Here is a 26,533-nt window from a genome sequence, read left to right as displayed (position 1 = left end):
AGGGTCGATCGAATGCGCGTCGCGCGCAACGGCGTCCGCGGTGTAGCGTGGCCTCGCACGTCGATGCGCGCGCTCCTCGCGATCTTGCGGATCGGTCTTCGCTCGCTGCGCGAGGGGGGCGAGGCGCACATGTCGCAGGGGCCGGCGGGGGCGCAGGCGCCGTCAGAGCGCCGCGCGGCCCTCTCCGGAGGGCTGCGTCTCGCCCTCGTCGTGGCGCTCTCCTCGCTCGCGGGCGCCCTGTCCGGCCTCCTGCCGGCCATGGCCGGCGCGGCCCTCGGCGCCGTGGCCGGGCGCGCTGCGACGCCCTCCAGCGGCCTCGGCGGCGCGCTCGCCCGGCTGCTCGACGGCGCGCCGCCGTCCGCGGTGGTCCTCGCCGCGCTGGGGGCCACGCTCGCCTCGGCCTCGGCGGCGGTGCTGTCGAGCCGGAAGAGCTCCGAGCTCGCCGGCGACCTCACCGCCGCGCTCCGCGTCGCGCTCTTCCGCGCGGCGCTCTCCGCCTCGCCCCGGGACGTCGACGCCGCGGGGCGCGCCCTCCTGGACGCTCAGGCGGCGGGGCCCGCCGCGGCGCCCCGGCCGCCGGCCGGCTCCGGTGCGCGGCCCGCGCCGCACGCGCCGCCCGCGCGGGGCGCCGAGATCGTGCGGCTCGCGATCGCGCGCGACGCCGGCCTCGTCGCCGACTTCGGGGTCGCCTTCGCCACCGGCTTGCCCCAGGCGCTCGCGACGCTCGCGGTGCTCGCCGCGTCGCTCGTCTCGAGCGGCATGGCGCTCGTCCTCGCGGGCGGCGCGGCGCTCTTCGCGGCCTCGCGCCTCGCCGCGGATCGCGCCTCGGGCCGCGTTGCGCGCGCGATGCGGGAGATGCAGCACGCCGACACGGCCGTCTTCGGCGCCCTCGGCGAGGCGCTCGCGGGCGCGGAGGACCTGCGCCTGCTCGGCGCCCGCGCCCAGGCGGAGGGCGAGCTCGCCGGGGCGGCGCACCGGGTCGCGGACGCGCGCCGCCGCTTCGGCCAGGCGCTCGCGGTCTCGGGCCAGATCAAGGGCGTGCTCGCGGCGCTCTCGCCGCTCGTCATCGTGGCGGCGATCGCGGTCTCCCGCGGGGACGCCGGCGCGGGCGAGATCGGCGAGCTCCTGCTCGTTGTGCCGCTCCTGATGGCGCGCCTCGAGGCGCTCGACGCGCTCCGCGCCGGCTTCCTCGAGCGCGCCCCGCTGCTGCGCGCGACGCTCGCCCTGCTGCGCCTGCCGGAGCACCCGCCGCGTCCGGGCGGCGCCCCCGCGGCCGGCCTGGACGGCGGGGCCATGGGGCCTCTGGCGATCGTCTTCGAGCGGGTCACCTTCACCCCGCCGGGCGCGAGCCGTCCGGTGCTCGAGGACGTGTCGCTCTCCATTCCCGCCGGCGTGGTGGTCGGCGTCTGCGGCCGCTCCGGCAGCGGCAAATCGATGCTCCTGCGCCTGCTCCTGCGCCTGGACGAGCCGTCGTCGGGCGCGATCTCCGTGGGAGGCGTCGATCTCCGGCAGATCCCGCCCGAGCAGCTGCCGCGGCTCTTCGGCGTGGTGGGCCAGTCGGCGCGGCTGTTCGAGCGGAGCATCGCGGACAACCTCGCGCTCGGCCTCGCGCCTGCGCCCTCGGAGGACCGCATGCGCGAGGCGCTTCGCCGGGTGGAGCTCGACGAGCTGGCGGGGGGGTCGGACAGGCCGGCGGGGACGCGGCCGGCGCGCGGGATCGCGACCGAGGTGCGCACGTCGCCGCCGAGCCTGTCCGGCGGCGAGGCGCGGCGGTTGCTGCTCGCGCGGGTGCTGCTGCGCGAGCCGCGTGTCTTCGTGCTGGACGAGCCGGAGGCGGGCCTGCCGGGCGCGACCGCCGAGGCGCTCCTGCGCACGGTGTGCGAGGTCGCCGCCGGGCGCACCGCGATCGTTGTGACCCACGGGCCGCATCTCCTCAGGTCGACGTTCAACGTGCTGCTCGACGAGGGCAGGGTCGCGGCGGTGGGCACGCACGAGTCGCTGCGTGAGGGCTCGCCGCTCTACCGGTCGCTGCTGGCCGAGGCGCTGCAGCGCTCGACCCCTGTCCCCTGAGAGATCCCCTCAGGAGGAGGTGCTCGTCAGAGCTTGCTTGTGTCGAACACCATCAGGCGCATGACCCGCTTTCGCGCCTTCCCGCCGTCATGTGGAATGACTCCGGCCACAACGCGGGATGAGGGCTGAGAGCGCCAGCGCTGGCGGCTCGAGCCTCCAGCTGCGCCGATCGAGCCGTCTCCCCGCGCGTCCCTGCGCGGGGCCGCGGGCGAAATCGCCGCGATCTCACGCCGGCACACGCCGTGCACTGTGCTCTGCCCAGGGTGCGTGTCGAGCTCCTGTCCGTGACCCCGACGCGCTTTGCCACCGCCTGACCTCTCGGCGCTCCTTTCCGCGCCTCGCGAGGATGAATCATTCGACCTTCAGGGCCAGGCTCGGCTGGTCCAGCCCCCATGTCCCGCAAGGAGAAGCCCATGTTCGCATCGTCACACCGCTCGACCAGCTGCGTCTTCGTTCACGCCCTCGGGGCCCTGTCGCTCGTCGCCGCGACGGCGGGGTTCAGCACACCGGCTCAAGGTGCACAGCTGAATGTCGATGAATACGAGGATCAGATCCGGAGCCGCTTCGGAAGCACGAAGGGCTATTCCACGACGCTCGTCCGCACGACGGGGTTCCGCTATGGCGTGTCCGGTGGAGCGGCGACCCACTCCGACGCGATGACCTGGAATGTCCTCGCGAACGTGGGCAGCGCGACGAAGATGGTCGGCGGGCTCTTGCTCGTGAAGGTGCTGGAGGAGCAAGGGAAGAGCACCCCGCAGGTGCTCAGCTTCCTCGACAGCGAGATCCGCCACTACCTGCCCGCGGTGGTGAAGAACGCGCTCCCGGTCGAGAACCGGAAGATCACGTTCCGCGATCTCCTCCAGCACAGGTCCGGCATCCGAGGAGGGGATCCGGCGAACCCCTTCGTTCAGCTCCTGGTCCCGGTGGAGGACAGCGACTACGGCGTCCGGAGCTACCACAACATCAACAGCAAGCTGCTCACGTACCTGGGCCCCATCGTCGGGAACCCGGCCAACCTGCCGGCGATCAACAACGCCGTCGCGAGCAACGGGTGGAGCGCGACGGGGGACGACATCATCCAGGCCATGGGCTGGTGGTACGAGACGTTCGTCCGCCACTACATCTTCGACCCGGTCGACCCCGGCCTCGCGGCCACCTGCGACCCGGATCCGAACTCCGCCGGCACCCTGGTCAACGGGTGGACGATCGCGGGGGCGTACACGACGAAGACCGATCCGTACGCCGGCGTCATCTACAACTCGAAGCTCCTCGCAGGGCACTGCAAGGCGCAGGGCGGCTGGTACTACTCGTCGAAGGCGTTCGCCTCGATCTTCCAGTACCTCGGGCACAGCAGCGGATTCATCAGCCCCTCGACCTACGACGCGCTCTATTCGCCCACGGGCTCCTCGACCACGCGGAGCAATCGGCTCGTCTGGTCCAGCGAGATCGCGAGCGCGAAGCTCGAGGACCTCTACGGCTGGAAGGCGAGCCCCTACCATGGCGGCTCGCACCCGGTGAACCGCAGCGGGAGCGTCCCGAACGCCTTCAGGACGACCCACGCCCGCTCCGCGGTCATCCGCCTGCCGTCGGGCTACCACGCCGTGGGCATCGTCAACTCCGGCGAGATGTCGTCGGGGGACATCGCCACCGAGCTGAAGAACGCGTTCGCCAACGCCCTGGAGTAATCCTCGGATGAGGAAGCGCCGCCTGCACGGCGATCAGGCTCGCCAGTGGTCGGACCGCTGGACGGCGAGCGTCAGGCTATCGGGTGATCCGCTGATGAAGAGCCGGGGCCGGAAGGCGCGCAGCCGCGCCGAGCTCTCCTCATCGAAGTCCGCGACGTCCGCGAGCAGCCGCGCGCTCCGCAGCCGAGGCGACGTGAGGAGCGCGATGAGGATGTGCGTCTTCAGCGGCACGAACATCAGGTCGAGGATCTCGAGATGGGGGAGCGCGGCCCGCTCGGCGAGCTCCTGCCCACAGGCGTCGTCGAACGCCGTCTCGCCGAGATCGAGCGCGCGCAAGCTCCAGGGGCTCGACCCCTCGCCGATATGCCGGAGCGCCGCCGTGGAGACGTCGCAGCTCCACAGCGAGAGCTCCCGCAGTCGACGCGCGACAGGGCTCTCGACGAGGACGCGCGCCGCTGCGTCGGCCACGTCGCACGCGCCGAGGGCGAGCCGCTGCAGACCGTCGAGCGCCCCCGACGCGAGGAGCGCCTCCAGGCCGCGACCGAGGGCCTCCTCGAAGCCCAGGTTGAGCTGCTCGAGGCGGGTGCGCGGAGGGCGCGAGGCGTGCTCGGCCAGCGTCACCATCCCCGCCTCGGCGAGGCCGCACGACCACAGCGTCAACCCGCGGACGACAGGGAGCGCCTCGAGCAGCGCGGCGAGGAGGAGCGGCTCGGTCTCGAACACGGGTTGCTCGTCGCAGGACAGCGCGAAGCCCTCGAGACACGCGAGCAAGGGGCGTCCCTGCGCGAGCAGCGACTCGAGCGCCTCTCGGGGTCGCGCCACATCCTTGAGGCGGAGGGTGCGGGGCGCGAGGTGAACGAGGCTCCCCAGGGCGTCGCCGAGGGGCTGCGTGCTCCCGTCGAAGTCGAGCTCGAGGTCCGGCGCGCAGACGAAGGAGCACGCCGCCAGCCGCCCCACGGCCCCCACGAGGTCTCCGCCGACCGACGACGGGACGAAGAAGGCCCAGCACCACTCGCCGGAGACGTGCTCATCGAGCCCGTGCGCGCGCTTGAGGTCGGCCTGGAGGACGTTGCGCCGGCGGAGCAGCTCCAGCTCTTCCCGCGGCGAGCGCTCGAGGAACCGCAGCTCGATGGCCACGAGCTCGGCGCGCGGATCACCCGCCGCAGCCAGGAGCTCGCCGTAGCGCCGCCATGCCTCCACGTCACGCGGCGGACGAGCGGCTGCCTCGGTCGGCCCCCGGCTCCTGGGATCGTCGGCGCGCAGCCGCGACTCGAGCGCGCGCAATGGATCGGACTTCGGCACGTCGTGCTCCTTTCTTCCGCGGTTGCCGACATTGTACCGGGTAGGGCGCACCGCGGTCCGCTTCCCCAGGCCGTGCGGCCGCAGAAGCACAGCTCCACGAAGATGCCGGGGTGTCACCTCTCACTGTCGAGCATCGCCACATGGGCTTCCGAGTAGCGCAGGCGAGAGCAGGCTTCCGCAAGCGGCGATAGCCGCGGGCCTCAGCCACGCTGAGACGGGCTCGGAGCGCGCGGCCTGAGACGGGCTCGGCAATGCTCGAACACGGAGCTTCACGCGATCGGCTCGGATCTCGTGACGCGCGGTTACGCGCAGCAGGAAAACGACGCGGCCGGTGCGATTCGAGCGAAGGACGACCGAGGTTGCCGGCATCCACCAGCTGACCGTCAGGTCTTCATGCGGGCCAGTCTCTCGAGGCGGTTCGTATCTCGCACGCTGGGAGCGGAAATCATGAGACAGTCGTACCTTGCCTTGGCGAAATTTTTCTGTGTCGCGGCCATGGTCATGGCCCCGTCGGCCTGCGGCGGCGGCGAGGGCCCGGGTTCCGAGCCGGATCTCGACATCGAGCGCTCGGATGTGGGGGCGCCGCTCCAGGGAGGCGCCGGCAGCGGTAGCTGCCAGCTGCCCGACGGTCCACTCTCGTTCAACGAGCTCAAGGGCCCGCTCGAGAACCTGCCGGTCGACTGCGTCCCCAGCTGGACCGAGGCGCAGCTGAGCGATGGGTTCGAAGCGATCCGCGACACGCGGCTCGCGGAGCTCGCCTTGCCGGAGCAACCCGGCTTTCCGCGGCGGATTTCCTGGCTCGAGGCCGAGAACGGCTGCCAGGACCGGGCCCCGGCGGCGACCTACTTCCTCACCCAGTGGGGGTATCCGACGCCCTGGTTTGCCAGAGTCCACTCCAGGGTGAACATCGGATTGACCCTGGCGACCGAGAACGAGCCGGACGGCTCGGTGTCGTGGAGCGCCCACGTTGCACCGGTGGTCCGGGCCGGCGGGCAGCTCATGGTCCTCGACCCCGCCATCGAGCCGGATGGACCTCTCCCGATCGCGGAGTGGCTCTCTCGGTTCGTCGCCAGCGAGGTCGACGTGGCGGTGTGCCGCGATCACGCTGACCAGAGCGGGTGTTTCGACGCGGTGCCGAAGGTGCCGTCGCTTCCCAGCATGACCGGCCCTCAGGGACTGCGCAGGCGGCTGACCACCGAATGGCGCGTCCAGGAGCTCCTCGGACGCGATCCGTACCGCTCCCTCGGCGACTGCCCGCCGTGGGCCGACTGCCCCCCCGAGCCCGCGCCCGATCCGAACCTGCCGCCGACCATCCGTGGGTTCGCGTCGGACCGCGACCTGCTCGTCTGGTATCCCATCCATGTGATCGGCGACAACTTCGTCGAGGGCCTGACGACCGTGCGCATCACCGGGAACGGTATCGACGCGCTGGCTCCCATCTCCAAGATCAACAAGCGCAGGATCCTGATCGAGGAGTCGTATCCGTCCGGCGTCTATCAGGTGACGGCGTCGAACGGAGCGCACGCCAGTCAGACCGTGTCGCTGACGATCGATTGAGCCGGAGAACCGGGCACGTGCGCCGGTAGGAGCGCGACGCTCGGCCGGGCGCGGGCGCGGCTGGGGCCGGCGACGTCGAAGGGGCCCGTGTGGCGCACGAGGCGCTCGGGCGGCTGCTCGGAGCGCCAGCACTCCACAGGGCGAAGCCGGGGCCGATGTCGCCGACCTCGCCCGGGAGCGTGGGCGGAGGGGGCGATGATGTCCGCTGTCTTGCCCCCTCCGCACCGGCCTCCTCGAGGCAGAGCACGTTAGGCTCGCCAGCGCCCCCAGGGCCCTTGTGTTCGCGGTTCGGCCGAGCACCTCGACGCCGGCGAGCGCTCCGCCCCGAACTTGCTGGCATCCCGAAGTTCCGAGCTACACGGGCCGGCGTCGGGCGAGCCCCCCAGCCGCCGTGCGAGGTGTACGTGCTCAGGCGAGCGGCTTCGGGCGCCGGTCGGCCCGACGCAGGGGTGCAGAGAGGACGTGGGGCGAACCGGTATCGCGATAGACGACGAGTCCAGTGACGCCGCTTATCGCCGCCGCGAGGAAGCACCACACCGAGACGAACCCCGCCCGGTAGAGCGCGCCGATCAGCGCGAACGAAGCGGCCACGACGACAGCGAGGAGCGACGTGCCGCGCACCGATGACAGCACGAGCGGCGCGATGATGAAGGCTGCATACACGTAGGCCACGAACGGCTTCAATGGCGCGTCGATCTGGACCCAGTAGTAAAGGTTATCGAAGGCGATGCATGCGTCCGACTCGCGGAGAGACGCGCACCCCAGCAGATAGAGGCCGAGGACCGCTCCGCCAGCCGACAGCGCCATGAGCGCGCGCCGCCGAGCTCGCGCGAACTCGATGGGCACGAGCGCGCCCGGGACGTAGGCCGGCCATACGAACAGGGCGAAGAAGAGGAAGACGCGCGCGAACGACGTGTCGCCCCTCCCGAAGGGAGCGTCACGGAGCGCCAGCCACACGGCGCCCTCGCACGCTTGCTGGATGGCGAAGAGGAGCGGGATGGCAGCGACAGGCAGGTGGGCGCGTGATGGCGCCGAGCGGAGTGTGAGGACGCCGATGCCCGTCAGCGCGGCCGCCGCCGCGAAGCTCGCTTGCGCCGAGAAGCACACTCAGCCGGCCTCCGACCCAGCGGACGGCGCCTTGTTCACCGGCGCGACCGCCGCGACAGCGGCGCCGTTCGACGCCGCCACGGCGGTCACTGCTTTGCTGCTCGGGGGCGCCTCGGCACGCGGCGGATCGTGCGGCATGAGCTTCCCGACCCACGAGTCCACCATGGACGAGAGGAGCAGGAAGACTTTCGTCGAGAACATCCCCGACAGAAAGCCGAGCAGGGAACCCGTCGCAGGGGTCGTGTACGCGGTCAGGTTCGTTCCGCTGAAGGGGATGCACCCGCCGCTGAGCGCGAGGTAACAGACGATGCCGCCGCCGACGGCCCGGAAGAGCGTGCGGAACGCGTCGTCGTGCTCGTCGTGCTCGTACTCTCCGGGCAAGTAGAGCCGGACGAGGGCGCCGCTGACGGCGGCGCCGCCGATGGCGGCAACGACGATGAGGACCGCGAACACGTCTCCGCTGGAGCGTTGCTCGGCTGTCCTCTTGAGGAACAGCGCCGCGGCAAGGTCTCGAAGCCCGTCTTGCTCCTGGCCGTCGCACGTGACCTCGACGCTTCGGGTCGCGGCGAGTTCGCACAGGATCTCCTTGAGCGGTCGCGTATTCGGCCTGATCGAGCCACCGAGGATGAGCGTGGTAATACGCGCCTTCAGCCCCTGCAGCTTCGTCCTTTCCCTGTCGAGAACCTCCTTTTGCGTGTTGGACGCTTCACCGCGATCGTCGCCCATCACGGCGAGCGCAGCCGCGAGCTCCTTGTCGCGGGCGGTCAGGACGGCCAGGACCTTTTCACGACGTTGCAGCTCCTCGATGGCGAGGATGCCGATGATTGCGATGTAGATGATTGCAAGCCCACGAAGGACGCGCCCCGTCCATCGCCAACCCCAGCGCTTGTCGCGGAGGGTGCTCGCAGCGCCGCGGGTATGTGAGCCGCGCTTGCTCTTTTCGTTGTCCGCCGCGGCCATGTCGGACGGAACGTCCGCGTGCGCTTCGACGTGCGCGTCCTTCGTCGAAGGTCGCTCGGCGCCTTGGTTCATTTCGCCCCCCATGCTGAGGGTACATTATGCGTCACTTCGGCGTAATTGGAATGAATATTCGCCATTCGCACGGTTGGGTCGCCTGCTCACGCCCGGCCGCGCGCCGTGTCCGGGCGGGACGTACTGCACGTCGCCGAGTTCGGCGACATGCGCGCTCTCGCGGTCGACGAACGTGATGTCCGCCCTATCCGGTCCCGGGCGGACGGCTGGCCGTTCGACTGCATCGACGAGACCGCGATCGAGATCGCCGCCGGACAGAGCGCGACCTTCCATTGGACCGGTCTGCTGTACGAGCCCCAGCAGATGCCGATCGCCTGCGCGGCGCAGCCGGACAATCCATTCGCCGAGGACTGCCCGCGCGCCGTCGCCGTGCAGCCCGGAGCGTTCGAGATCGCCCTCGAGCTCTTCGGCGCGGCCACGTGTGAAGGCGTCCTGTGCTCGTCCCCCATCGATCCGTTCACCGTCGAGCAGGGGTTCACGTACCCGGACGACACGGCGGTCGCGATCGCAGTCGACTGACGTCGCGACGTCAAGCGAGCCCGCAGCGCACGGAACGAGCACCCTCCTCCCGTTCCACGAGACGCCAGGAAGGTCGACATGCCGGTGGAAGCCGGGCTCGGCGTGAGGCACGAGCCTGCGGAGCCGGTGCCCGGCCCACGGGCGAGCGGGGGGCCGCCCACCTGAGCCGGTGCACCTCGGGACGTGCGCTACTCCCCGGCGGCGGGCTCTCCATCGGCAGAGATGCAGCCGACCGGCAGACCGAGCGCCGCAGCGAGCGACCCTGTGATGAACTGACGAAGGTTTCGAGACATGCTCACCTCTCCGAGATCCGAGCTCCACGCGTGTCGATGGGCGCCGGATCGTGAAAGCGGTTTCTCGACTGGACCGTAGCGGCGCGGAGCGCGCTCGAGAGCGCGGGAGAAAGCTCGTCTCGAAGGAAGCCCCTCATCTCCTACCTGCGACCTGACCGGTCAACTCAATTCCACCGCGAATAAGTATTTCACCGTCAAGCAAGGCCCGCGACATGTCACCAGTTTCCCACGGTGGGATCCTGTCCGACAACAATGGCGCGAGCGTCAGAGAATCTCGTCGCTGAGCGGAGCACCATGGCACGATCATCTCTCCCTCGCCTTTGGGCGCCTTGGCGCCTTGGCGTTCAATTCCGGCTTCCCGTTGCGAGCGCCTGCGCGCGGAGCTCGGCGCCCACCGGCGTGAGCCCCCGCGCGGCTCCCGTGCGAGCGCGGCGTCAAGCCGACAGCGCGTCGGCCATGTGATCCATGAACGCGCGGATGCGGTTCACGTTCCTCAGCTCGGGGAGCGTGAGCAGCCAGAGATCGCGGTCGAACGCGGGGTCGATCGGGCCGATGCGCGCGAGTCGCGGGTCGCCGTCCGCCGCCATGCAGGCGAGGAAGTGCGCGCCGATCCCCGCGGCGACCGCCTCCTGGAGCGCCATCGAGCCGAAGTCCACCCGCATCGCGATGCGCGCGCCCGGAACGTTCGCCGCCAGCCACGCGTCGAGCCAGCGCGGGTCGAGCCGCTCGTCCCAGTGGATCCAGGGGAAGTCGGCGTAGCGCGCCGGCTGCCCCGCGCGCTCCGCGAGGCCCTTGCTCGCGTACACGGCGAACTGGACGCGGCCGACCTTGCGCCCCACGAGGTGCTCGGGGGGTGAGCTCGTCATGCGCAGCACGACGTCGGCCTCGCGGCGCGGCAGGCTGACCTCGCTGTCGCCGGAGGCGACCGTCAGCTCGACGCCCGGGTAGCGCTCGGTGAACGACGAGAACGCCGGCTGGTACACGCGAAAGAGCATATCCATCGTGGAGACGCGGAGCCTTCCCTGGAGCTGCGCGTCCCGGCCGAGCACGCGCGCCTCGAGCGCCAGCAGCTCGGCCTCGGTCCGCTCGGCGACCTCCACCACGTCCTGGCCCGCCGCCGTGGCCACGTAGCCGTCCGGCGTCTGCGCGAAGAGCAGCACCCCCAGGCGCTCCTCGAGCGCCCGGATGCGGCGCGCCACCGTCGTGTGGGTCGTCCGCAGCGCGACGCCGGCGCGGCTCAGCGTGCCGTGCCGCGCGAGGGCGAGCACGTGCCGCAGGTCGTCCCAGTCCACCTGTGCATCCTTGCACACCGAATCTGCGGATTCAACCATCGGCTGAACGAACGCGAGCCGCTACGTTCATCGCATGAGGCACCCGGAACACACCCTCTCGACGCCGCCCGCCGCGATCCACCCGCCGCCCCGGGACATGGAGCGCCTCCTCTCGGCGCTGTGGGTCTTCGCGATGTTCAACTACCTCTATGCCGACGTCGTGGGGCTGATGGACTCCACGATGCTCGCGCAGTTCCTGCGCGGCCAGGTCGACTCGCTCCGGATCACCCGCGAGTTCCTCCTCGGCGCAGCCGTGCTCATGGAGATCCCGATCGCGATGACGCTCCTGTCGCGCGTCTTGCCGCATCGGGCCAACCGGTGGGCCAACATCGTGGCCGGCGCCGTCAAGACCGCGGTCGTCGCGGCGACGCTCATGATGGGTCCCGCCGCCGGCTATTATCTCTTCTTCGCGACGATCGAGATCGCGTGCACGACGCTCATCGTGGTGCTGGCCTTCCGGTGGAAGCCGCGCCCCGCGAGCGAGGCACGAGCCCGAGGCCCCGGCGTCCCTGCGGCGCGGCTGGAAGAGGGCTGGTCCTGAATCGGAGCAAGCCAAGAGACGCCGAGAGAACCCGTCTCCCGGCGCCTCCAGCGCCCTCCCGTCTCGGGGGCTCAGCGGCGCGCCGGCGCCGCGCTCCTACGCCTTGCCCGTGACCTTGTCCCAGGCGTGCCGCACCGCGGCCTTCATGTGCTCCAGGTCCCGGGGTTGCGCTCCTCCCACGCCTTGCCCGCTTCCATCTCGATGGTCGTCCAGTCGTGTCCCTTGAAGTTCTGGGACGTGCCGAGCTGGTAGCCGAACAGATACGCCGGCGCGACCTGCTCGTAGGCATAGCCGTGCTTGGAGTAGGCGCCCGTCTGGTAGTGCTGCCGGAAGTCGGTGTCGTACTGCTCGTACCCTCGCGCGCCGTTGCTGCGCTCGGCCGCGCTGACCGGCTCGACCTGGACCTCGGTGTGACGCAAGGTCTCCCGGATCTGCTCGGTCCTCTGGGTGACCGCCTTGCTGACGACGACCTCCTCGATGACGCGCGCCTTCTTCGCGACGACCGCCTCCTCGTCGGTCTCGACGAGCTCCACGGTGCCGGACTGGAAGGTGTCGAGCGCCGCCGGCTGAACCGGCCGATCCACCGGGTGCCGCTCGACGTGGACATGCTCCTCGCGCAGCCTCACCGACTCCTGGATCGGCTGCTCGACGAGGCGGCTCGACACGCGCACGCCCCCGCGGTTCACCTCGCGCTTGCCGACCTGAAGCTCCTCCTCGATCACGGGGACGGCGACCTGCTCCTGCAGGACGTCGGCCCGGAGGTCCTCGGTCTTCGCGGTCGAGGTGGCGGTCTTCGCGGTCGAGGTGGCGGTCTTGGTGGTCTGCTGGGACTTGCTCAGCTGCTGAGAACGCTGGGACGGGGACATGGAACGTTCGCTGTGATTCATGACGTGACCTCCAGGGTCGGTGGGGTCCCTCTGGACCGTTGTCCCCCGCGCTGCGCGCGAGGGTGGGGTTCGTGGCTCGGGGCCCGGGACGCCGGAGCCCCTCGAAAGCTCTTCACTCGCCGTCGCGCTCGCGGGGGGAGATGCGCTCCACCCGCACGTCGTCGCTCCGGAGAGTGACGCGCTCCAGCGGGCTCATCTCGACCGCGCGGACCCGGGTGATGCGGAGCTCCTCCTTTAGCACCAGGCGCTTCTCGACGAAGAGCACCTCCTCGACGACCGGCACGATCAGGGTGTCGCCCTCCTGCCGGGTCGCGGGCGGCTCCGCCACCACCTGATTGACGGCGACGCGCTCCACGACGACGCGCTCGCTCACGAGCGGCTCCTCGACGGTCTCCAGCCGCTCGTGAACCTGCTTTGTGATGCGGACGCGTCCAGACTCGACCGTGCGCTTCTGCACCTCGAGCTCCTGCGCGACGACAGGCACGATGAGCTCGTCGGAGATCTCTGCTCTCTTATCGGTCGGTTTCTGGCTGTTGATCGAGTCCTGCACGGTGCCCCGGTGCGCTCCACGGAGCGCGGTTGATCGTCGGTGACGCGCTCTCGACGAGCGCTCCCGGTTGCCCCCGGGTCTGGAGCACGGTCCGGGCCAACTGCGGCCGCAGGCGCCGAGGCGCCGCGCGACAACGCGCTCTCCCCTGTGCGGGCCGCGCCGCGCGAGGCATCGCGCCACACGTGAGACATGAAGATGTGTTTACAAAGTGCCTGTCGCCGCGAATTGTTGCCACGAAGCGCGACGTCGGAGGCGATGACCAGAAGGCCACAGGTGAGGCCGCAACGCGGTTCAGATCAGGGCGTACCGCGAGCCGCGCCGATCGGGCGTCACAGCGCGGCTCGCTCGCCTGGCTGTGCTGTTGTGGAGATCGGCCGCTTGCGTGGAGTCCCTGCATCGCAGGGGCCGCCCGCTCGTCTGCACGGCTTCACGGATCGCAGGGGCCACCCGCCTGCACGGCAGGGCGGGCGAGCTGCTCCGCACCGCTGCCGGCGCGGAGCACGTCCTGCGGCACGTCCGCCGGGATGCCGGGCGGGCGGCCCGCGAGCCCCCGCGCGAGGTAGACGAGGATGGACACGGTCCCCCAGGCGAGCGCGAACGCGACGCCCGCGTCGACGATCGCGCGGTAGGGCGGGGACATCTGCCGGACGAGCAGGATGAGCGCCACGATGCCCGCGATGAGCACCCACGTCGCGATCAGCCGGCGGCGCGTCGTGTGGAAGAGCGCCATGCAGTAGAGCGGCGCCAGCGCCACATGCAGGGGCCGACGGTGCTCCGCGAGGTGGAGCGCGCGCGCGATCACCCGCGGCGAGAAGCGCCGCTGAAAGCCGCGATACCCCTCGAAATAGGCGATCACGACCGTCCAGGCCGCAAGGAGGATGAGCTGGGCTGTCGTGAGATCGTGGGTTGTCAGGATGCGAACCGCCGTGGCCGCGAGCCGGTAGATCGCCTCGACCAGGACGGCCACGACGCCGAGGACACCCCAGAGGACGACGGCGAGACGGAGCCGCTGCTCGCGGACGGACGGGCTCATCGCGCCCGCGCCGGATCGAGGGGCCTCGCGGCCGTGAACCGCGATCCGTCGGCCGCGTGCGCGGTCGATCGCTCCGGACGGTGCGCGGGGCAGCCGAATCGCCGCATGTCCTTGCATGCTAGGAGAGGAGCAGGGCACGTCAACCGGAACCTCGCCGGGGCGGGAGGGCGGCCCGCCGCGCCCGCCGGCGGCGCTGTCCGGGGGGCAGCGGCTCGGCGCGGGCGTCATGGCGGTTCGCTCGAGGGCCCTCCGGCGGTAGCATCGCCGCCCCATGCCGTTCGCCGACCGCTCCGCGCCGGGCGCCCCGCCCGCCCCGGCGCGGGCCCTCCCGCCCCACCCGCACGCGCTGCGCTCGCCGCTCGCCCCGTTCACCGCGCGCCTCCGCGATCTGCTCGCGACCGTCGAGTCGGCGGCGCTCCTCGGCGCGGTCGAGGCGCGCGTGCGCGGGCTCGGGGAGCACCTGCGCTTCGCCTGCCTCGCGGTGCCGTGCTCCGAGGCGCTCGTCGCGGTCGAGATGGAGGCGCTCGGGCGGCTCACGGTGCCCGTCGTCGCCGACGCCGCCGGCTTCCGCGCCCCGGGCGCGGAGCTGCCGCCGAGCGGCACGCCGTTCGCGTTCCTGCTCGGCGGCGGCGGCGGGCACGCGGTGGGGCTGTCCGACGGCGACCCGATGATCGCGCCGCTCCGGCCGCTGCTGGCCGCGGCGCCGACGGCCGCGATCTTCGTGCCGATCCGCGTCGGCGCGGCGACCGTGGGCGGCGCCGCGCTCTTCTCGCATGACGCTCCCCTCGGAGGGAGGGAGCTCGACATGGCCGAGCGGCTCGCCGAGGTCCTCGCGCTCACCGTGGAGTCGTTCCGCACCGAACGGGTCGTCTTCGAGCTCTTCGCCCGCGCGATGCCAGACCTGCTCGCGCAGGCGCCGGGCCAGTCGGCGCAGGAAGGAGCGGCCCCGCCGCCGACCTCGCTCCGCGCCGCGCTGGAGCGGCACATCCACGCGCTCCGCCTCACGCCCGAGTACCGCCGCCGCCTGGAGCTCGCGGCGGTGGTGGGGAGGCTCGCCGAGCACGGAGAGGCCGAGGCCCGCCTCGCCCTCGACCTCCTCGCGCGGATCGACGCCTACGCGCGCGGCGCCGGCGGCGCACAGGGGCCGCTCGCCGAGGGGGAGGGGAGCGCGGCGTGACGGCGCCCCCTCCGGCAGGACCGGGCGGAGACCTCGACGACGCGGCGCGCGGGGAGGCGCGCCGCGGCGCCGGCGTGCGCGTCGCGCTTGTCGACTCCGGCGTCGACGCGTCGCACCCCGCGCTGAGCACGGCGGCGCTGCGCCACGTGGCGCTGGTCCGCCGCGGCGGCGCGCACGAGGCCGCGCCGTGCGCGCCGGGAGACGTCAGCGGGCACGGGACGGCGTGCGCGGGCATCGTCCACCGCATGGCGCCCGGGGCCGAGATCACGAGCGTCCGCGCGCTCGGCGAGGACGGGCGATGCTCGCGCGAGGGGCTCATCGCCGCGCTGCGCTTCTGCGTCCGCGAGCGCTTCTCGGTGGTCAACCTGAGTCTCGGTATCGACATCCCGAGGAGCGCGCCGCTCCGCCCCGGCGACTACCGGTCCCTCGTCGAGCTCTACGAGGTCGCGGACGCGGCCTACACGGCAGAGGTCGTGCTCGTGGCCGCCGGCCCGAACGCGGCGGCGTTCCGCACCTATCCAGGGCGCTTCAAGTCGCTGATCGGCGTCGGTCGAGGGCCCTTCCAGGACCCGGAGGCGCTCCGGAGCGAGCTCACGCTGGACCATGAGATCCTCGCGCCCGGCGAGGAGGTGCTCGCGCCCGCGCCCGGCGGCGGAGAGCGGCGCTGGACCGGAACCTCGTTCGCGGCGCCCCACGTGACCGCGCACGTGGCGCGGATCCGCGCGGCCCGGCCGGAGCTCTCGATCGAGGCGGTGAAGGCGGCGCTGCACGAGCTCGCGCGCGGGGCGGGGAGGAGCGCGGGGGCGACGGCGGCCGGGGAGGGCACCGCGGCGGCGCGAGCGGCGCCGGGGCGCGCGGCCGCGGAGGAGTGGGAGGACGGCCGTGCTCCCGCTTGACCCGCTCGACGAGAGGATGTCGCCGCTGTCGCGGCTGCTCCGGAGCGCGCCGGGCGCCGAGGTCCGCGCCGAGCTCGACGGCGTTGAGGCGCGCCTCGGGGAGGCCGGCGATCCAGCGGCGGCGCGGGCTGCGCTGCCTTCCGGAGGGCCGCTCCTCGCAGCGGCGCTCGGCTTCGGGCGGGGCGCGCTCGCGCTGCGCGAAGGGGCGCTGGACGCCGCGGTCGTGCTGCTCGAGGGCGCCGCCGCGGCGTTCGACCGGGAAGGCGAGGCCGAGGCCCGGGACCTCGCCCGGTGCGAGGCGGTGCTCGCGCGGCTGCGCCGTGACGCGCGGTCGGCCTGCGCCTCCGCCGTCGCGGAGCTCGACGCCATCGCGGGCGCAGGCGACGCGGGGCGCCGAGCCGCGGTCGTGGCCGGCCACTACCGCGGCGCGGCCGAGCGGATCGTCGGCGACGCGGCGGGCGCGCAGCGCACGCTGCTGTCGGCGCTGCGCCGGTCGGAGCCGTTCCTCGGCGAGCGGGCGCAGATCCTGAACTCGCTGGGCACGCTCTACGTGACCCTCGGCGCCCACGGCGCGGCCGAGGCGCTGCTGGAGCACGCGGCCGAGCTCCACCGCCGCCGGGGCGACGCGGTGGGCGAGGCGATCGCCTGCGGCCAGCTCGGCGCGGCGGCGCTCGGGCTCGGGGCCCTCGAGCGCGCCCGCGCGGCGCTCCAGCGGCAGGAGTGGCTGTGCGCGCGCCTCGGTGACGCGTTCGGTCGCGCCCGGGCGCTCACCTTCCTCTCGGAGCTGGCGCTCGATCTGGGCCGCGCCGACGACGCCCTCGCGCTCGCGGCCTGCGCGCGCGACGTCGCCGCGGGCGCCGCGCCGCCGCTGCGGACCTGGATCGCCTACGCGGCGCGGGCCGCGGGGCGCGCGCGGCGGGACCTCGGCGATCCCGGCGCGGCGGCGGCGCTCGAGGAGGCGGGCGCGCTGTTCCGGGAGCTCGGCCATCCGCTCGGGGAGGCGCTCGCCGCGTGGGACCGTGCGTCGGTAGAGGCGCTCGCGCCCGCGGAGTCCGCGGCGCCGGTCGACTGGTTCTCCGCGGCCTGGTCGCTCGGCTCGCTGGGGCTGCCGGCGCGGGTGGCGCAGCTGCTCCGCGAGCGGCTGGAAATCGAGGAGGCCGCGCCGGCGCGCGAGAATGGCGGGTCGGCGCCGGACGGCGGGCTCCGCGAGCGGGCGCTCGCGGCGGCGGCGCAGGCGTCGCCGCATGTGGCCGTGCAGCGCGAGGTCGAGCTCGTCTACGACCGACCCGACGACCTCACCGTGGTTGCCGCCCGCCGGACCGCGGCGCATCGCAACCTGGGTCGCCTCGGGGCGCTGACGCTCGCCCCACCGGGGCTCGTCGTCGCCGCGATCGCAGCCTCGCACGTCGGCGCCCGCGGCCTCGCACTCCCGCCGGAGCGCGCGGCGGCGGCCTGCGTCGCCGATCTGCCCGGCCTCGCGGTCTGGCTCTGGCCGGCGGCTATCGCGCCGGTCGCCATCGGCCGCGATCTCGACGATTTGCGTGCCGCGCTCGGCGAGCCGCTGCGCACCGCCCTAGCGCTCGCGCCGTTCGGCCGCGTGCTCTGCCCGCCCTTCGCAGGCGACGCCGGCGCCGAGCTCGAAGCGGTCGAGGTCGGCGCCCTGCTGGCACTGACGGCATCGCTCGCACCGGGCGAGCTGCGCCTGGATCCGCGGCTGGGCTGGGACGGTGAGGTTGGCGCGACCTTGGAGGCCCTGGGGTTCGTTGTCACGCGTTGAGGGCGTCCGCAATGAGCCGGGTGACCCACCTGGGTTGAGTCATCTATTTTCATTGATCTGAGCTGAGCTGAGCTGCCCGACCCGGGTTGACCCATCGACCCCTTTCTCGACGCGACCCGGATTGACCATCGGCCGGGGTCGCCGCCAACCGCTAAGGAGCGGTACCGCTCGGTCAAGCAGCCCCTACAACCCTTCGCCCCTTCGCTCCTGGCGTCGCCTCGTACGCGCTCGGCGCGCCATGACTCATGCACAACCATTCACGCAACGCTGCGCGAAGGAGTTGTCGCTCGCTCCGCCTTTTCAAAACAAACGGTCCCCACGACAGCGCGTCGCAGGTGTCGCGCGCCCGTGCGCACCTCGCTGTGTAGCGCACCCGCGCAGCGCCTACACCACCAGCACGACATCGGTCACGCTGGCGCCGTGGAACGTGCGCATCCACCACGTCCCCGCCGGGAAGACGACGCTGCGTATTCCGGCACGCCAGCGTTCGAGCGCCGCGCGGTACGACGCGCGAAACGCCCGCACAGCGGCACCAGCGATTCGCCATGCGTCACCCTGATCACGGCCCACCGCGAACGTCGGATTGCGATCGCGCAGCGCCTCGAAGCTCGTGGCCCGCTTGCAAGGGGAGACCTTGCTGGCTCGCTCGGCGCCAAGGAAACGGAGTCCCTGCCGCCGCGCCTCGGCATGTGCCTGCGCTTCCAGTCGCTCGAGCTCGGTGGTGACCTCGCGGCGGAACGCTTCCGCGCTGTCCTGCTCTATGACCGGGGGCAGCGCGAGCGGGAGCGTCACTTCCTTGGGCCACTGTGGGTTTTCCGGGTCGAGATAGGCCGAGGGCCGTATCGCGTGCAGCACGCCGCGACCGAGCTCGCCCACGTCCACCTTGGCACCGGGCCACTCGTTCGCATGCTGGACGAGGCCAGCGGCCACAGGATTTGCAAGGACGTACGCGATTTTCTCCACCAACGCTGCGCGGGTCAGCAGCCGCACCGCGCTCGTGGGCTCGTGGTCCCACACCGGACCTTCCCACGTGCGGAGCACCTTCGTGCCGAGCGCGGCGATACGATGGAAGAACTGCAGGAAGCGCGGTAAAACGCCGTTGACGTCGGTCACGACGAGGTGCAGATGCGTTGACATCGCGCAGAGCGCGTGGACCTCGATGCCGTAGCGGCGGCTGGAGACCGCGAGGGCGTAGACCAAGAGCTGGGTGATGGTCGCGTCCGGGCGGAGGAGGTGGTGCCGGCGCAGGATACGGCGGGTGATCAGGTACGTGGCGCCGGGGATGATCTCGCGGGGCTGGCTCATGGCTGGCGCACATCAACAAACGCCGTGCCGAGGCTCGTGGTGGGCGATTGCAAGGACTTGCCGTGCGCCCGGAGGGTGGCGGCCGCCAGGTTGTCCGCCACCCCAGGCTGCCGTCGAGGGCCGCCCCAACCTTGGTCACCCCTGGTCACCCCAACCTCGGTCAGCCACTGGGTCACCCCTGGTCACCCCAACCTCGGTCACCCCCCAACCTCGGTCAGTCACCGCAGCCACAGCTACCGTAGCTACCGCAACCAATCACCCAACCTGGGTCGGGTCACTGGGTCGGGTCGCCCCATCGCCTCAACCTGGGTCGGGTCGCCCGGGTCGGGTCGCAACCTGGGTCGGGTCGCCCCCCGGCTTCGCTGCCCGCGGACACCGCCTCCTCGTACGCCTCTTGCGTACTTGAGCAAACGCGGGTCGCGCGCGAGGACACCCCCGCCCTCGGCGGCCCGGACTCGTGTGCAAGATCCAGGGTGAATGACGCTCCGGCCCGCGGCACGGACGCATGGCATCGCGGATGCTTGAACGACGACAAAACGACGACGACGCGACGACCCCGAACGGCCATCCACTGTTGACCGGGATGCTCATCATGTCCGCCCTGAACCCGCAGCCCACTGGAACCCTCGATGCACGCCGGCCCGCTCGCGCCTCGGAGCATGACGGAGGGGACGGCCTCCGGGACGAGTTCCTCACGCTCGCATCGCATGAGCTCAAGACGCCCCTGACCTCGCTCGCGCTGCAGGTGCAGAGGATGAAGCGAATGAGCGAGCGGCAGGCGGAGGACGCGTCGACGTGGGTCGCCTCGCTCGAGGTCGTCGGCCGTCAGGTCAACCGGCTCGCCCGGCTCTGCGACGACATGCTCCAGGCGATCACGCTCCGAGCGGGCCAGCTCGCGCCCGAGCGCCAGAGCGTCGATCTCGGGGCGCTCGTCCGGGAGGTGGTCGCCGGGCTCGCGGTCGAGCTCCGCGCCCCGTCCGCCACGATCTCCGTCGACGCGCCGGAGGGCGTGGTCGGCCGCTGGGATCGTGAGCAGATCGGGCGCCTCGTGTTCCACCTGGTCAAGAATGCCATCCTGTTCGGCGAAGGCCGGCCGATCTCCGTCGAGGTGAAGGCCTCTCCCGGCGGGGCGCGGCTCCTCGTCCGCGATCACGGCACGGGCATCGCGGACCAGGACCAGGAGCGCATCTTCGCGTGCTTCGAGCGCGTGGGCGACGTGGAGCACTTCGGTGGACTCGGCCTCGGGCTCTATCTCGCGCGCGAGATCGTGCGCGCCCACGGCGGCCGCATCGGCGTGGAGAGCTCGCTGGGCTGCGGCTCGACGTTCCTCGTCGACCTCCCGCTCGGTCCCGAGCCTGCCATTCAGGCCAGCGTCGCGCGCGCCCCGTGAACGCCGTCGAGCCCATGACCCCGCGCTACGGACCCATGACCCCGCGCTACGGATCCCCGGGCGGCGCGTACCCGAGCCGCTTGATCCCGAGCGCCTTGAGCTTGTAGACGAGCGTGCGCAGCGGCATGCCGAGCGCGCGCGCCGCCTCCGTCTGGCTCCCGCCCGCCTTGCGGAGCGCCTGGACGATCAGCTCGGCCTCGCAGCGCTGGAGCCGCGCCTTCAGGAAGTCCCCCTCCGGAGCCGCGGCCGTGAGCTCGACGCCATCGCACGGCGGCTCGCGCTCCTCCGCCGTCGCGGCCGGCGGCGGCGCCGCCCGCGCGCGCTCGGGCAGGTCCTCCTCCGCGATCCACTCGCCCTCGGCGATGACCACGGCCCGCTCGATCGCATTGCGCAGCTCCCGCGCGTTCCCCGGCCACGCGTAGGCCCGGAGCCGCGCGAGCGCCCCGGCGTCGAACCCGCGAACGAAGCGAGCGTTCGCCTGGTTCGCCTGCTCGAGGAAGCGGAGCGCGAGCGGCTCGATGTCCTCCGGGCGCGCCCGGAGCGGAGGGATCGTCACCGTCATCGCGTTCAGGCGGTAGAGCAGATCGCTGCGGAACCCGCCGGACGCGCACATGGTCTCGATGTCGCGGTGGGTCGCCGCGAGGATGCGCGCGTCGACCTCGATCGGCTTGTTCGAGCCGACCCGGGTCACCTGCCGCGTCTCGAGGACCCGCAGGAGCGCGGCCTGCGCCGCGGCCGGCAGCTCGCCGATCTCGTCGAGGAACACCGTCCCCCCGTCCGCCGCCTCGAACACCCCCCGCTGCTGCTGCCACGCGCCGGTGAACGCGCCGCGCTCGTGGCCGAAGAGCGTGCTCTCGACGAGCTGCTGCGGGATCCCCCCGCAGTTGACGCACACCATCGGCTTCCCGCTCCGCGGGCCGAGGTCGTGGATCGCGCGCGCCACGACCTCCTTGCCCGTCCCCGTCTCGCCCAGCAAGAGCACCGGGATCGACGACCGCGCGACCCGCTTGACGATCTCGAAGACGCGGAGCATCGCGGGGCTCGCGGCGACAGGATCAGTGCGTCCGGAGCCCGGATAGCTCTTCACGGTCCCGCCCGGCGCCGACCGCACCGGCTGATCCACCGTCGCGCTGCGCACCGCGCTCCAGCACCGATGGAGCAGCTCCTCCGCCACGGTCCCCGCGTCCGGGAACGTCGCGAAGCCCGAGAGCACGACGGGCCCCCCGCCCCCGGGCGGCGCGGCGAGCGCGCGCGCCACGTCGAGCGCCGTCTCGGCCCCGGCCTCGAGGAGCAGCGCCGCCACCACGTCCGAGCTGTAGAGCGCGATCCGGTCCACGGGGCGCAGCAGCGCCCGCACGCGCGGCAACAGGTGGCTCACGTGGGCGTCCTGCTGGCGCGCGGGTCGGGCCATGACGATGGCGAAGCTCCGCCCGAAGTACCGCGCGCGCTTCACCTCCTCCTCGAGGGCGACGCGGAGCTGCTCGTGGCTCAGCAGGCCTGGCAGCTCGCCCTCGGCCGCCGTGATCGAGCGGACGGCGACCACCACCTTGCCCAGGATCACCTCGTCCCCCGGCTTCACCTCGCAGCGCGCGACGCGCGCCCCGCCGAGCCAGGTGCCGTTGGTCGAGCGCAGGTCCTCGATGAGGACGCTGTCGCCGGACAGGGTGAAGCGGGCGTGCTCGCGCGAGAGGCTGACGTCGCGGATCTGGACCTGCGACGGCGGCGCGCGGCCGATGACGACCGGCGCGCTCGGCCTCATCACGACGCGCTCGGCCCCATCGCGATGGTAGACGAGCAGGGCCACGCGCCGGTCGTCCTGCCTGACACGCTGGATCGCGTCGATGAAGCTGTTCGACAGCGGCGTTGTCTCCATGCCGCTGTCCTCGCGAATGACTGACACGCTGTTTACCCCCCTCTCACGAGATGTCGTCCCGGGGCCTGGGCGCCACGCTGCGCGCCGGGCGGCGCGTGGCGGCGAGCCCGCCCGCCCGCCCGCCTCGCAGGCAGGCGCTCGCTGATGCTGAATTGCGCACCGACACGGGCGTCTCCAGCGGCCCGCGACGCACCAGATGGCTCACCGGGTCCGGTGTTCATGCCTCTCATGCCGCGCATGCCTCGCATGCCTCGCATCTTGCAATTCAAGCACCACCTGCGCGTCGAGCCCGCTGGTGACAAGGAGACCGTGTTCCTGATCGGCGAGCGCGAGCGCTTCATGCTCCGCGGCCGCGTCTATGGGCTCCTCGGGCCGCTCCTCGACGGCCGCCGGACCGAGGACGAGCTCGTCTCCGCGCTCGACGGCGAGGTCTCCGCCGTCGAGGTCCGCTATGCGCTGATGCGGCTGGAGCGGCGGGGCTATCTCGCCGAGGCCGCGCCGGCGCCGGAGGTCGCGGGCTTCTGGCAGGCGCTCGGGGTGGACGCCGGCCGCGCCGCGGAGCGGCTCGCGTCGACGCCCGTCGCCGTGCGGGCGGCCGGGGGCGAGGATCCGCAGGCGCTCGCCGGCGCCCTCGCCGAGGCGGGCATCCTTGTGCAGCCGGAGGCCCCGATCGTCGCCCTGGCGACCGGCGATTACCTGGACGCCGGGCTCGACGCGTGGAACCGGCGCGCGCTCCGGGAGGTGCTCTGCTGGGTGCCGGTCAAGCCTGGCGGGGTCGAGCCGTGGATGGGGCCGATGTTCCGCCCCGGCGCCGGGCCGTGCTGGGCCTGTCTTGCGCACCGGGTGCGGCATAACCGCCCGGTCGAGGCGTCCCTGGAGCGGCGGCGCGGCGGCGGCGACCCGCTCCTGCCTCCGCGCGTCGCCCTGCCTGCGGGCCGGCGCGCGGCGCTCGGCCTCGCCGCCGTGCTCCTCGCGCGCTGGATCGCCGCGGGAGGCGCCGGCCCGCTCGACGATCGCCTCTACAGCCTCGATCTCGCGTGCATGCGGCTCGCGGAGCACCCGGTGGAGCGGCGTCCCCAGTGCCCGGCCTGCGGCGACCCCGACGGCGCGCGGGCGCGCGCGCTCGCGCCGGTGGCGCTGGCGTCCCGCCCGAAGCGCTTCACCGACGACGGCGGCCACCGCGCCGTCCCGCCCGACGCGACCTTCGCGCGCGTCCGCCGCCAGGTGAGCCCGTCGACCGGCCTCGTCGCGAGCGTCGGCCCCCTGGAGGGCCGCGATCACCCGCTCCGGCCGGTCTACGCGGCCGTCTACCGCGCCTGCCCGTCCGGCGACGCGCCCGCCTTCGGCGACTTCCACCGCGCGAGCAGCGGCAAGGGCCGCACCCCCGTTCAGGCGCGGGTGAGCGCCCTGTGCGAGGCGATCGAGCGCTACAGCGCGACCTACCACGGCGACGCGCCCCTCCGCCGCGCGCGCCTGGCCGATCTGGGCGGCGACGGCATCTCCCCGGACGCCCTGCAGCACGTCAGCGAGGCGCAGCTCCGCGCGGCGGAGGCCGGCGGCGCGCAGCTCGGCCGGGCGCGCGACCCCTGGCAGGCGGTCTCCCTGCCGTACGACCCGGGCGCGGCCATCGACTGGGCCCCTGCGTGGTCGTTGACCCACGGCAGGCGGCGCTACCTCCCGGCCGCGGCCTGCTATCTCCACCTTCCGGCGGCGTCCGGCGAGCTGTTCTGCTCGTTCAACCCGAACGGGCACGCGGCCGGCAACTGCATCGAGGAGGCGATCCTGCAAGGCTTCCTGGAGCTCGTGGAGCGCGATGCGGTCGCGCTCTGGTGGTACAACCGCGCGCGCCGGCCCGCGGTCGATCTGGCGAGCTTCGGAGAGCCGTACTTCGACGCGCTCGAGGCCCACTACCGCGATCTCGGCCAGCGCCTCTGGGTGCTCGACGTCACGACCGATCTCGGCATCCCGGCGTTCGTCGCCGTGGCGCGCGCGCCGGACACCGCCCGGCTCACCCTCGGCTTCGGTTGTCATCCCGAGGCCCGCCTCGGGGTGCAGCGGGCGCTGACCGAGCTCAACCAGCTCTTCGACCCGAGCGGCCTCGGGCCGGCCCGCGGCTGGGATCGCGCCTCCCTGGCCGGCGAGCCGTACCTGTTTCCTGCCGAGGACGTCCCGGCGCGGACGCGCGGCGATTACCCCCGCGACCTGCGCGACGACCTGCGCGACGACGTGAGCGACTGCGTGGCGCGCGCCGCGCGCGTCGGCCTGGAGACCGTGGTGCTCGACCAGACGCGTCCCGATACGGGCCTGTGCGTCGTCACGGTGGCGGTGCCCGGGCTGCGGCACTTCTGGCCCCGCTTCGGGCCGGGCCGGCTCTACGACGTTCCGGTCCGCCTCGGGTGGCTCGACCGGGCGAATCGGGAAGGGGACCTGAACCCGGTGCCTCTCCACGTCTAGGCCGCGCTCGGCCTAGGAGACCTCCCATGCGCGACGGCTATCGCCTCCTCGACGCGGATCGTCACGTGATCGAGCCGCTCGATCTATGGAAGTCCCACCTCGATCCGGAGCTCCGCGCTCACGCGCCGTACCTTGCGTACACCGGCGAGGGCGAGCCCCTGGCCGACCGCGTGGCGTACCCCGGACCCGAGGGCCTGCTCTCGCTCCCTCCGCAGCCGATGGTGGATGGACAGCCGCTCCATCACCGGATGAGCGCGCGGACGTGGCGCGCTGTCGCCTCGGCCGCCCGCCGGCGGTCCGGGCGGCTCGCGCGGCTCGGTCCGCTCGATCTGCCCCGGACCCAGATCGAGGACATGGACCGCGAGGGCATCGACGTGGCCTTCCTGTACCCCACCCTCGCGCTGATGCTCCTCGGCATGGCCCATCTGGAGCCCGCGCTTGCGGGCGCCTTTGCCAGGGCCTACAATAGCTGGTTGCGCGGCTTTTGCGATCACGACCCCCGGCGCCTCCGGGGCGTGGCGCTGATGAGCCCGCACGATCCGGCGCAGATGGTGCCCGAGCTCGCGCGGGCGGTGGCGCTCGGCTTCCGCGCTGTCGTGCTCCGGCCGAACCCCGTCGCGGGCCGGACGCTGGGCGACCCTGCCTACGAGGCGTTCTGGGCCGAGTGCGAGCGGCGCTCCATCGCGGTCGCCCTCCACGAGGGCGCGCACGCCTCGCTGCCGGCGGCCGGCGCGGACCGCTTTCGCAGCCGCTTCGCCCTGCACGCTTGCTCGCACCCGATGGAGCAGATGATGGCGCTGCTCGCCCTGATCGAGGGCGGCGTGCTCGAGCGCCACCCCCGCCTGCGGGTGGCCTTTCTCGAGGCCGGCTGCGGGTGGTTGCCTTACTGGCTCTGGCGCCTCGACGAGATCGAGTACCGCGGCCTGGCCGACGAGGTCGCGCCGCACGTCCGCCGCGAGCCGTCCGCGTATTTCCGCCGCCAGTGCTTCATCGAGATCGAGCCGGACGAGCCTTTGCTGGCGCAGGCGATCCCGTGGCTCGGGGAGGACAACGCGATCTTCGGGACGGACTTCCCCCACATCGACCACGACGCGGGCCTGGTGGAGCGGGCGCTCGCGCTCCGCGGCAGGCTCCCCGGCGACGCCCTCCGCAAGATCCTCTGGGACAACGCCGCCAGGTTCTACGGGATCGAGGAATGACTCAGCAGATGAGGACGGAGAGCGAAGCGTCGCTCGCGAGCTCGGCCAGCGCGACGGGACGCTCGGACAGCTCCGGCGGCGGTGGGATATAGAGCGTGACGGCGCTCGCCGACGGATCCCAGCCCTTGCGCTGCTCGCAGAAGCGCCACCCATTGCCGCTGGGCGAGCCCGGCTCCCGCGCCTCGCGGAGGGTGAGCTCGATCCCCGGCGGCAGCGTATAGCTGCAGCAGGCCATCAAGAACTCCCGCGGATCCCCCTTCAGCCGAGCGAGCTGCGCCGGGTCTTCCCACGTGAGCGCGACGGCGCGCAGCCACGCGGACTCCAGCTCCAGGAGCTCGTCCTCCGTCGCGCCTCGCTCGCGCGGGGGGCGCGTCTCGGCCGAACCGCCTCCACCGTCGACCTGCGCCCTGGTGCTCTCGGTCTCCGACGTCCCGGACTTGTAGTTGGATGACTGAGGGGAAAACATGGCTGTCTCCATCGTGCAGATGCCGGGAGACACATGGAGCCGACGCCGCGCCCCGTCGAGCCCTCCGCGGGAGCTCGAGAGCGCTGGAG

21 protein-coding genes are annotated in these 26,533 nt (G+C 72.7%); 11 read left to right on the top strand and 10 right to left on the bottom strand.

Annotation, left to right across the window (positions count from 1 at the left end):
* The first annotated feature begins 63 nt into the window (after positions 1-63).
* Positions 64-2,070 carry an ATP-binding cassette domain-containing protein gene (locus WME75_RS27770; protein ID WP_437477120.1) on the top strand — a complete coding sequence of 669 codons (2,007 nt, stop codon included), beginning with the start codon at positions 64-66 and terminating at the stop codon, positions 2,068-2,070.
* Positions 2,071-2,483: 413 nt separating this feature from the next.
* A complete protein-coding gene (locus WME75_RS27765; protein WP_437477117.1) occupies positions 2,484-3,755 on the top strand; it encodes a serine hydrolase in 1,272 nt (423 codons plus the stop codon).
* Between the two features lie 33 nt (positions 3,756-3,788).
* On the opposite strand, the gene WME75_RS27760 is transcribed toward WME75_RS27765, so the two are convergent.
* The gene (locus WME75_RS27760) at positions 3,789-5,057 is read right to left on the bottom strand and encodes a hypothetical protein (protein ID WP_437477115.1); all 1,269 of its coding nucleotides are present in this window, start codon (positions 5,055-5,057) and stop codon (positions 3,789-3,791) included.
* Positions 5,058-5,552: 495 nt separating this feature from the next.
* On the opposite strand from WME75_RS27760, the gene WME75_RS27755 reads away from it, so the two are divergent.
* Positions 5,553-6,614, top strand: a complete 1,062-nt coding sequence (locus tag WME75_RS27755; protein ID WP_437477112.1) for a protein-glutamine glutaminase family protein — start codon at positions 5,553-5,555, stop codon at positions 6,612-6,614.
* Positions 6,615-7,022: 408 nt separating this feature from the next.
* On the opposite strand, the gene WME75_RS27750 is transcribed toward WME75_RS27755, so the two are convergent.
* Together WME75_RS27750 and WME75_RS27745 are read right to left on the bottom strand one after the other, a co-directional pair.
* Positions 7,023-7,721 (bottom strand): DUF6629 family protein, encoded by a 699-nt coding sequence (locus WME75_RS27750; RefSeq protein ID WP_437477109.1) that lies wholly within the window; start codon positions 7,719-7,721, stop codon positions 7,023-7,025.
* Positions 7,722-8,753, bottom strand: coding sequence for a hypothetical protein (locus tag WME75_RS27745; protein WP_437477106.1), 1,032 nt, complete (start codon positions 8,751-8,753; stop codon positions 7,722-7,724).
* A 147-nt stretch (positions 8,754-8,900) separates the two neighbouring features.
* Here WME75_RS27745 and WME75_RS27740 point away from each other — a divergent pair, with 147 nt between their 5' ends.
* A complete protein-coding gene (locus tag WME75_RS27740) occupies positions 8,901-9,272 on the top strand; it encodes a hypothetical protein (RefSeq protein ID WP_437477103.1) in 372 nt (123 codons plus the stop codon).
* Between the two features lie 727 nt (positions 9,273-9,999).
* Here WME75_RS27740 and WME75_RS27735 read toward each other — a convergent pair.
* Complete coding sequence (locus WME75_RS27735) at positions 10,000-10,857, bottom strand: LysR family transcriptional regulator (protein ID WP_437477101.1); 858 nt, start codon at positions 10,855-10,857, stop codon at positions 10,000-10,002.
* 73 nt (positions 10,858-10,930) lie between these two features.
* Between WME75_RS27735 and WME75_RS27730 the strand changes: the two genes are divergently transcribed.
* Positions 10,931-11,437: a DUF6326 family protein gene (locus tag WME75_RS27730; RefSeq protein ID WP_437477099.1), complete on the top strand. Its 507-nt coding sequence runs from the start codon at positions 10,931-10,933 to the stop codon at positions 11,435-11,437.
* A 143-nt stretch (positions 11,438-11,580) separates the two neighbouring features.
* Here the strand turns inward: WME75_RS27730 and WME75_RS27725 are convergent, their stop codons facing one another.
* The 3 genes from WME75_RS27725 to WME75_RS27715 form a co-directional block, all read right to left on the bottom strand.
* Positions 11,581-12,324, bottom strand: a complete 744-nt coding sequence (locus WME75_RS27725) for a YsnF/AvaK domain-containing protein (protein WP_437477096.1) — start codon at positions 12,322-12,324, stop codon at positions 11,581-11,583.
* A 112-nt stretch (positions 12,325-12,436) separates the two neighbouring features.
* Positions 12,437-12,874, bottom strand: coding sequence for a DUF2382 domain-containing protein (locus WME75_RS27720; protein ID WP_437477093.1), 438 nt, complete (start codon positions 12,872-12,874; stop codon positions 12,437-12,439).
* Positions 12,875-13,301: 427 nt separating this feature from the next.
* Positions 13,302-13,907, bottom strand: coding sequence for a hypothetical protein (locus WME75_RS27715; protein WP_437477090.1), 606 nt, complete (start codon positions 13,905-13,907; stop codon positions 13,302-13,304).
* A gap of 271 nt (positions 13,908-14,178) precedes the next feature.
* Here WME75_RS27715 and WME75_RS27710 point away from each other — a divergent pair, with 271 nt between their 5' ends.
* From WME75_RS27710 to WME75_RS27700, 3 genes are read left to right on the top strand one after another with little or no spacing between them, the layout of a single operon-like run.
* Positions 14,179-15,084, top strand: a complete 906-nt coding sequence (locus WME75_RS27710) for a hypothetical protein (protein ID WP_437477088.1) — start codon at positions 14,179-14,181, stop codon at positions 15,082-15,084.
* On the top strand, positions 15,081-15,980 hold the full coding sequence (locus WME75_RS27705; RefSeq protein WP_437477085.1) for a S8 family peptidase: 900 nt from the start codon (positions 15,081-15,083) through the stop codon (positions 15,978-15,980). Before WME75_RS27710 ends, WME75_RS27705 begins: the two co-directional genes overlap by 4 nt.
* Complete coding sequence (locus WME75_RS27700) at positions 15,967-17,757, top strand: hypothetical protein (protein WP_437477083.1); 1,791 nt, start codon at positions 15,967-15,969, stop codon at positions 17,755-17,757. The genes WME75_RS27705 and WME75_RS27700 overlap by 14 nt, the downstream gene beginning before the upstream one ends.
* 384 nt (positions 17,758-18,141) lie before the next feature.
* Here WME75_RS27700 and WME75_RS27695 read toward each other — a convergent pair whose 3' ends face one another.
* Positions 18,142-19,062: a transposase gene (locus WME75_RS27695; RefSeq protein WP_437477080.1), complete on the bottom strand. Its 921-nt coding sequence runs from the start codon at positions 19,060-19,062 to the stop codon at positions 18,142-18,144.
* A 517-nt stretch (positions 19,063-19,579) separates the two neighbouring features.
* Between WME75_RS27695 and WME75_RS27690 the strand changes: the two genes are divergently transcribed.
* A complete protein-coding gene (locus WME75_RS27690) occupies positions 19,580-20,452 on the top strand; it encodes a sensor histidine kinase (protein WP_437477077.1) in 873 nt (290 codons plus the stop codon).
* 46 nt (positions 20,453-20,498) lie between these two features.
* Here WME75_RS27690 and WME75_RS27685 read toward each other — a convergent pair whose 3' ends face one another.
* Complete coding sequence (locus WME75_RS27685) at positions 20,499-22,352, bottom strand: sigma 54-interacting transcriptional regulator (protein WP_437477074.1); 1,854 nt, start codon at positions 22,350-22,352, stop codon at positions 20,499-20,501.
* Positions 22,353-22,583: 231 nt separating this feature from the next.
* On the opposite strand from WME75_RS27685, the gene WME75_RS27680 reads away from it, so the two are divergent.
* Entirely contained in the window at positions 22,584-24,779 is a 2,196-nt protein-coding gene (locus WME75_RS27680) for a TOMM precursor leader peptide-binding protein (RefSeq protein ID WP_437477071.1), read from the top strand.
* Between the two features lie 26 nt (positions 24,780-24,805).
* Positions 24,806-25,978 carry an amidohydrolase family protein gene (locus WME75_RS27675; protein ID WP_437477068.1) on the top strand — a complete coding sequence of 391 codons (1,173 nt, stop codon included), beginning with the start codon at positions 24,806-24,808 and terminating at the stop codon, positions 25,976-25,978.
* A gap of 1 nt (position 25,979) precedes the next feature.
* On the opposite strand, the gene WME75_RS27670 is transcribed toward WME75_RS27675, so the two are convergent.
* Positions 25,980-26,444: a BMA_0021/BMA_0022 family TOMM bacteriocin gene (locus tag WME75_RS27670; protein WP_437477065.1), complete on the bottom strand. Its 465-nt coding sequence runs from the start codon at positions 26,442-26,444 to the stop codon at positions 25,980-25,982.
* Positions 26,445-26,533: the final 89 nt, after the last annotated feature.

It is taken from the genome of Sorangium sp. So ce1014 (assembly GCF_051521505.1).
GTDB lineage: Bacteria > Myxococcota_A > Polyangia > Polyangiales > Polyangiaceae > Sorangium.
The sequence above is the reverse complement of the archived record's forward strand: the minus strand, read 5'-3'. Positions and strand labels throughout refer to the sequence as shown.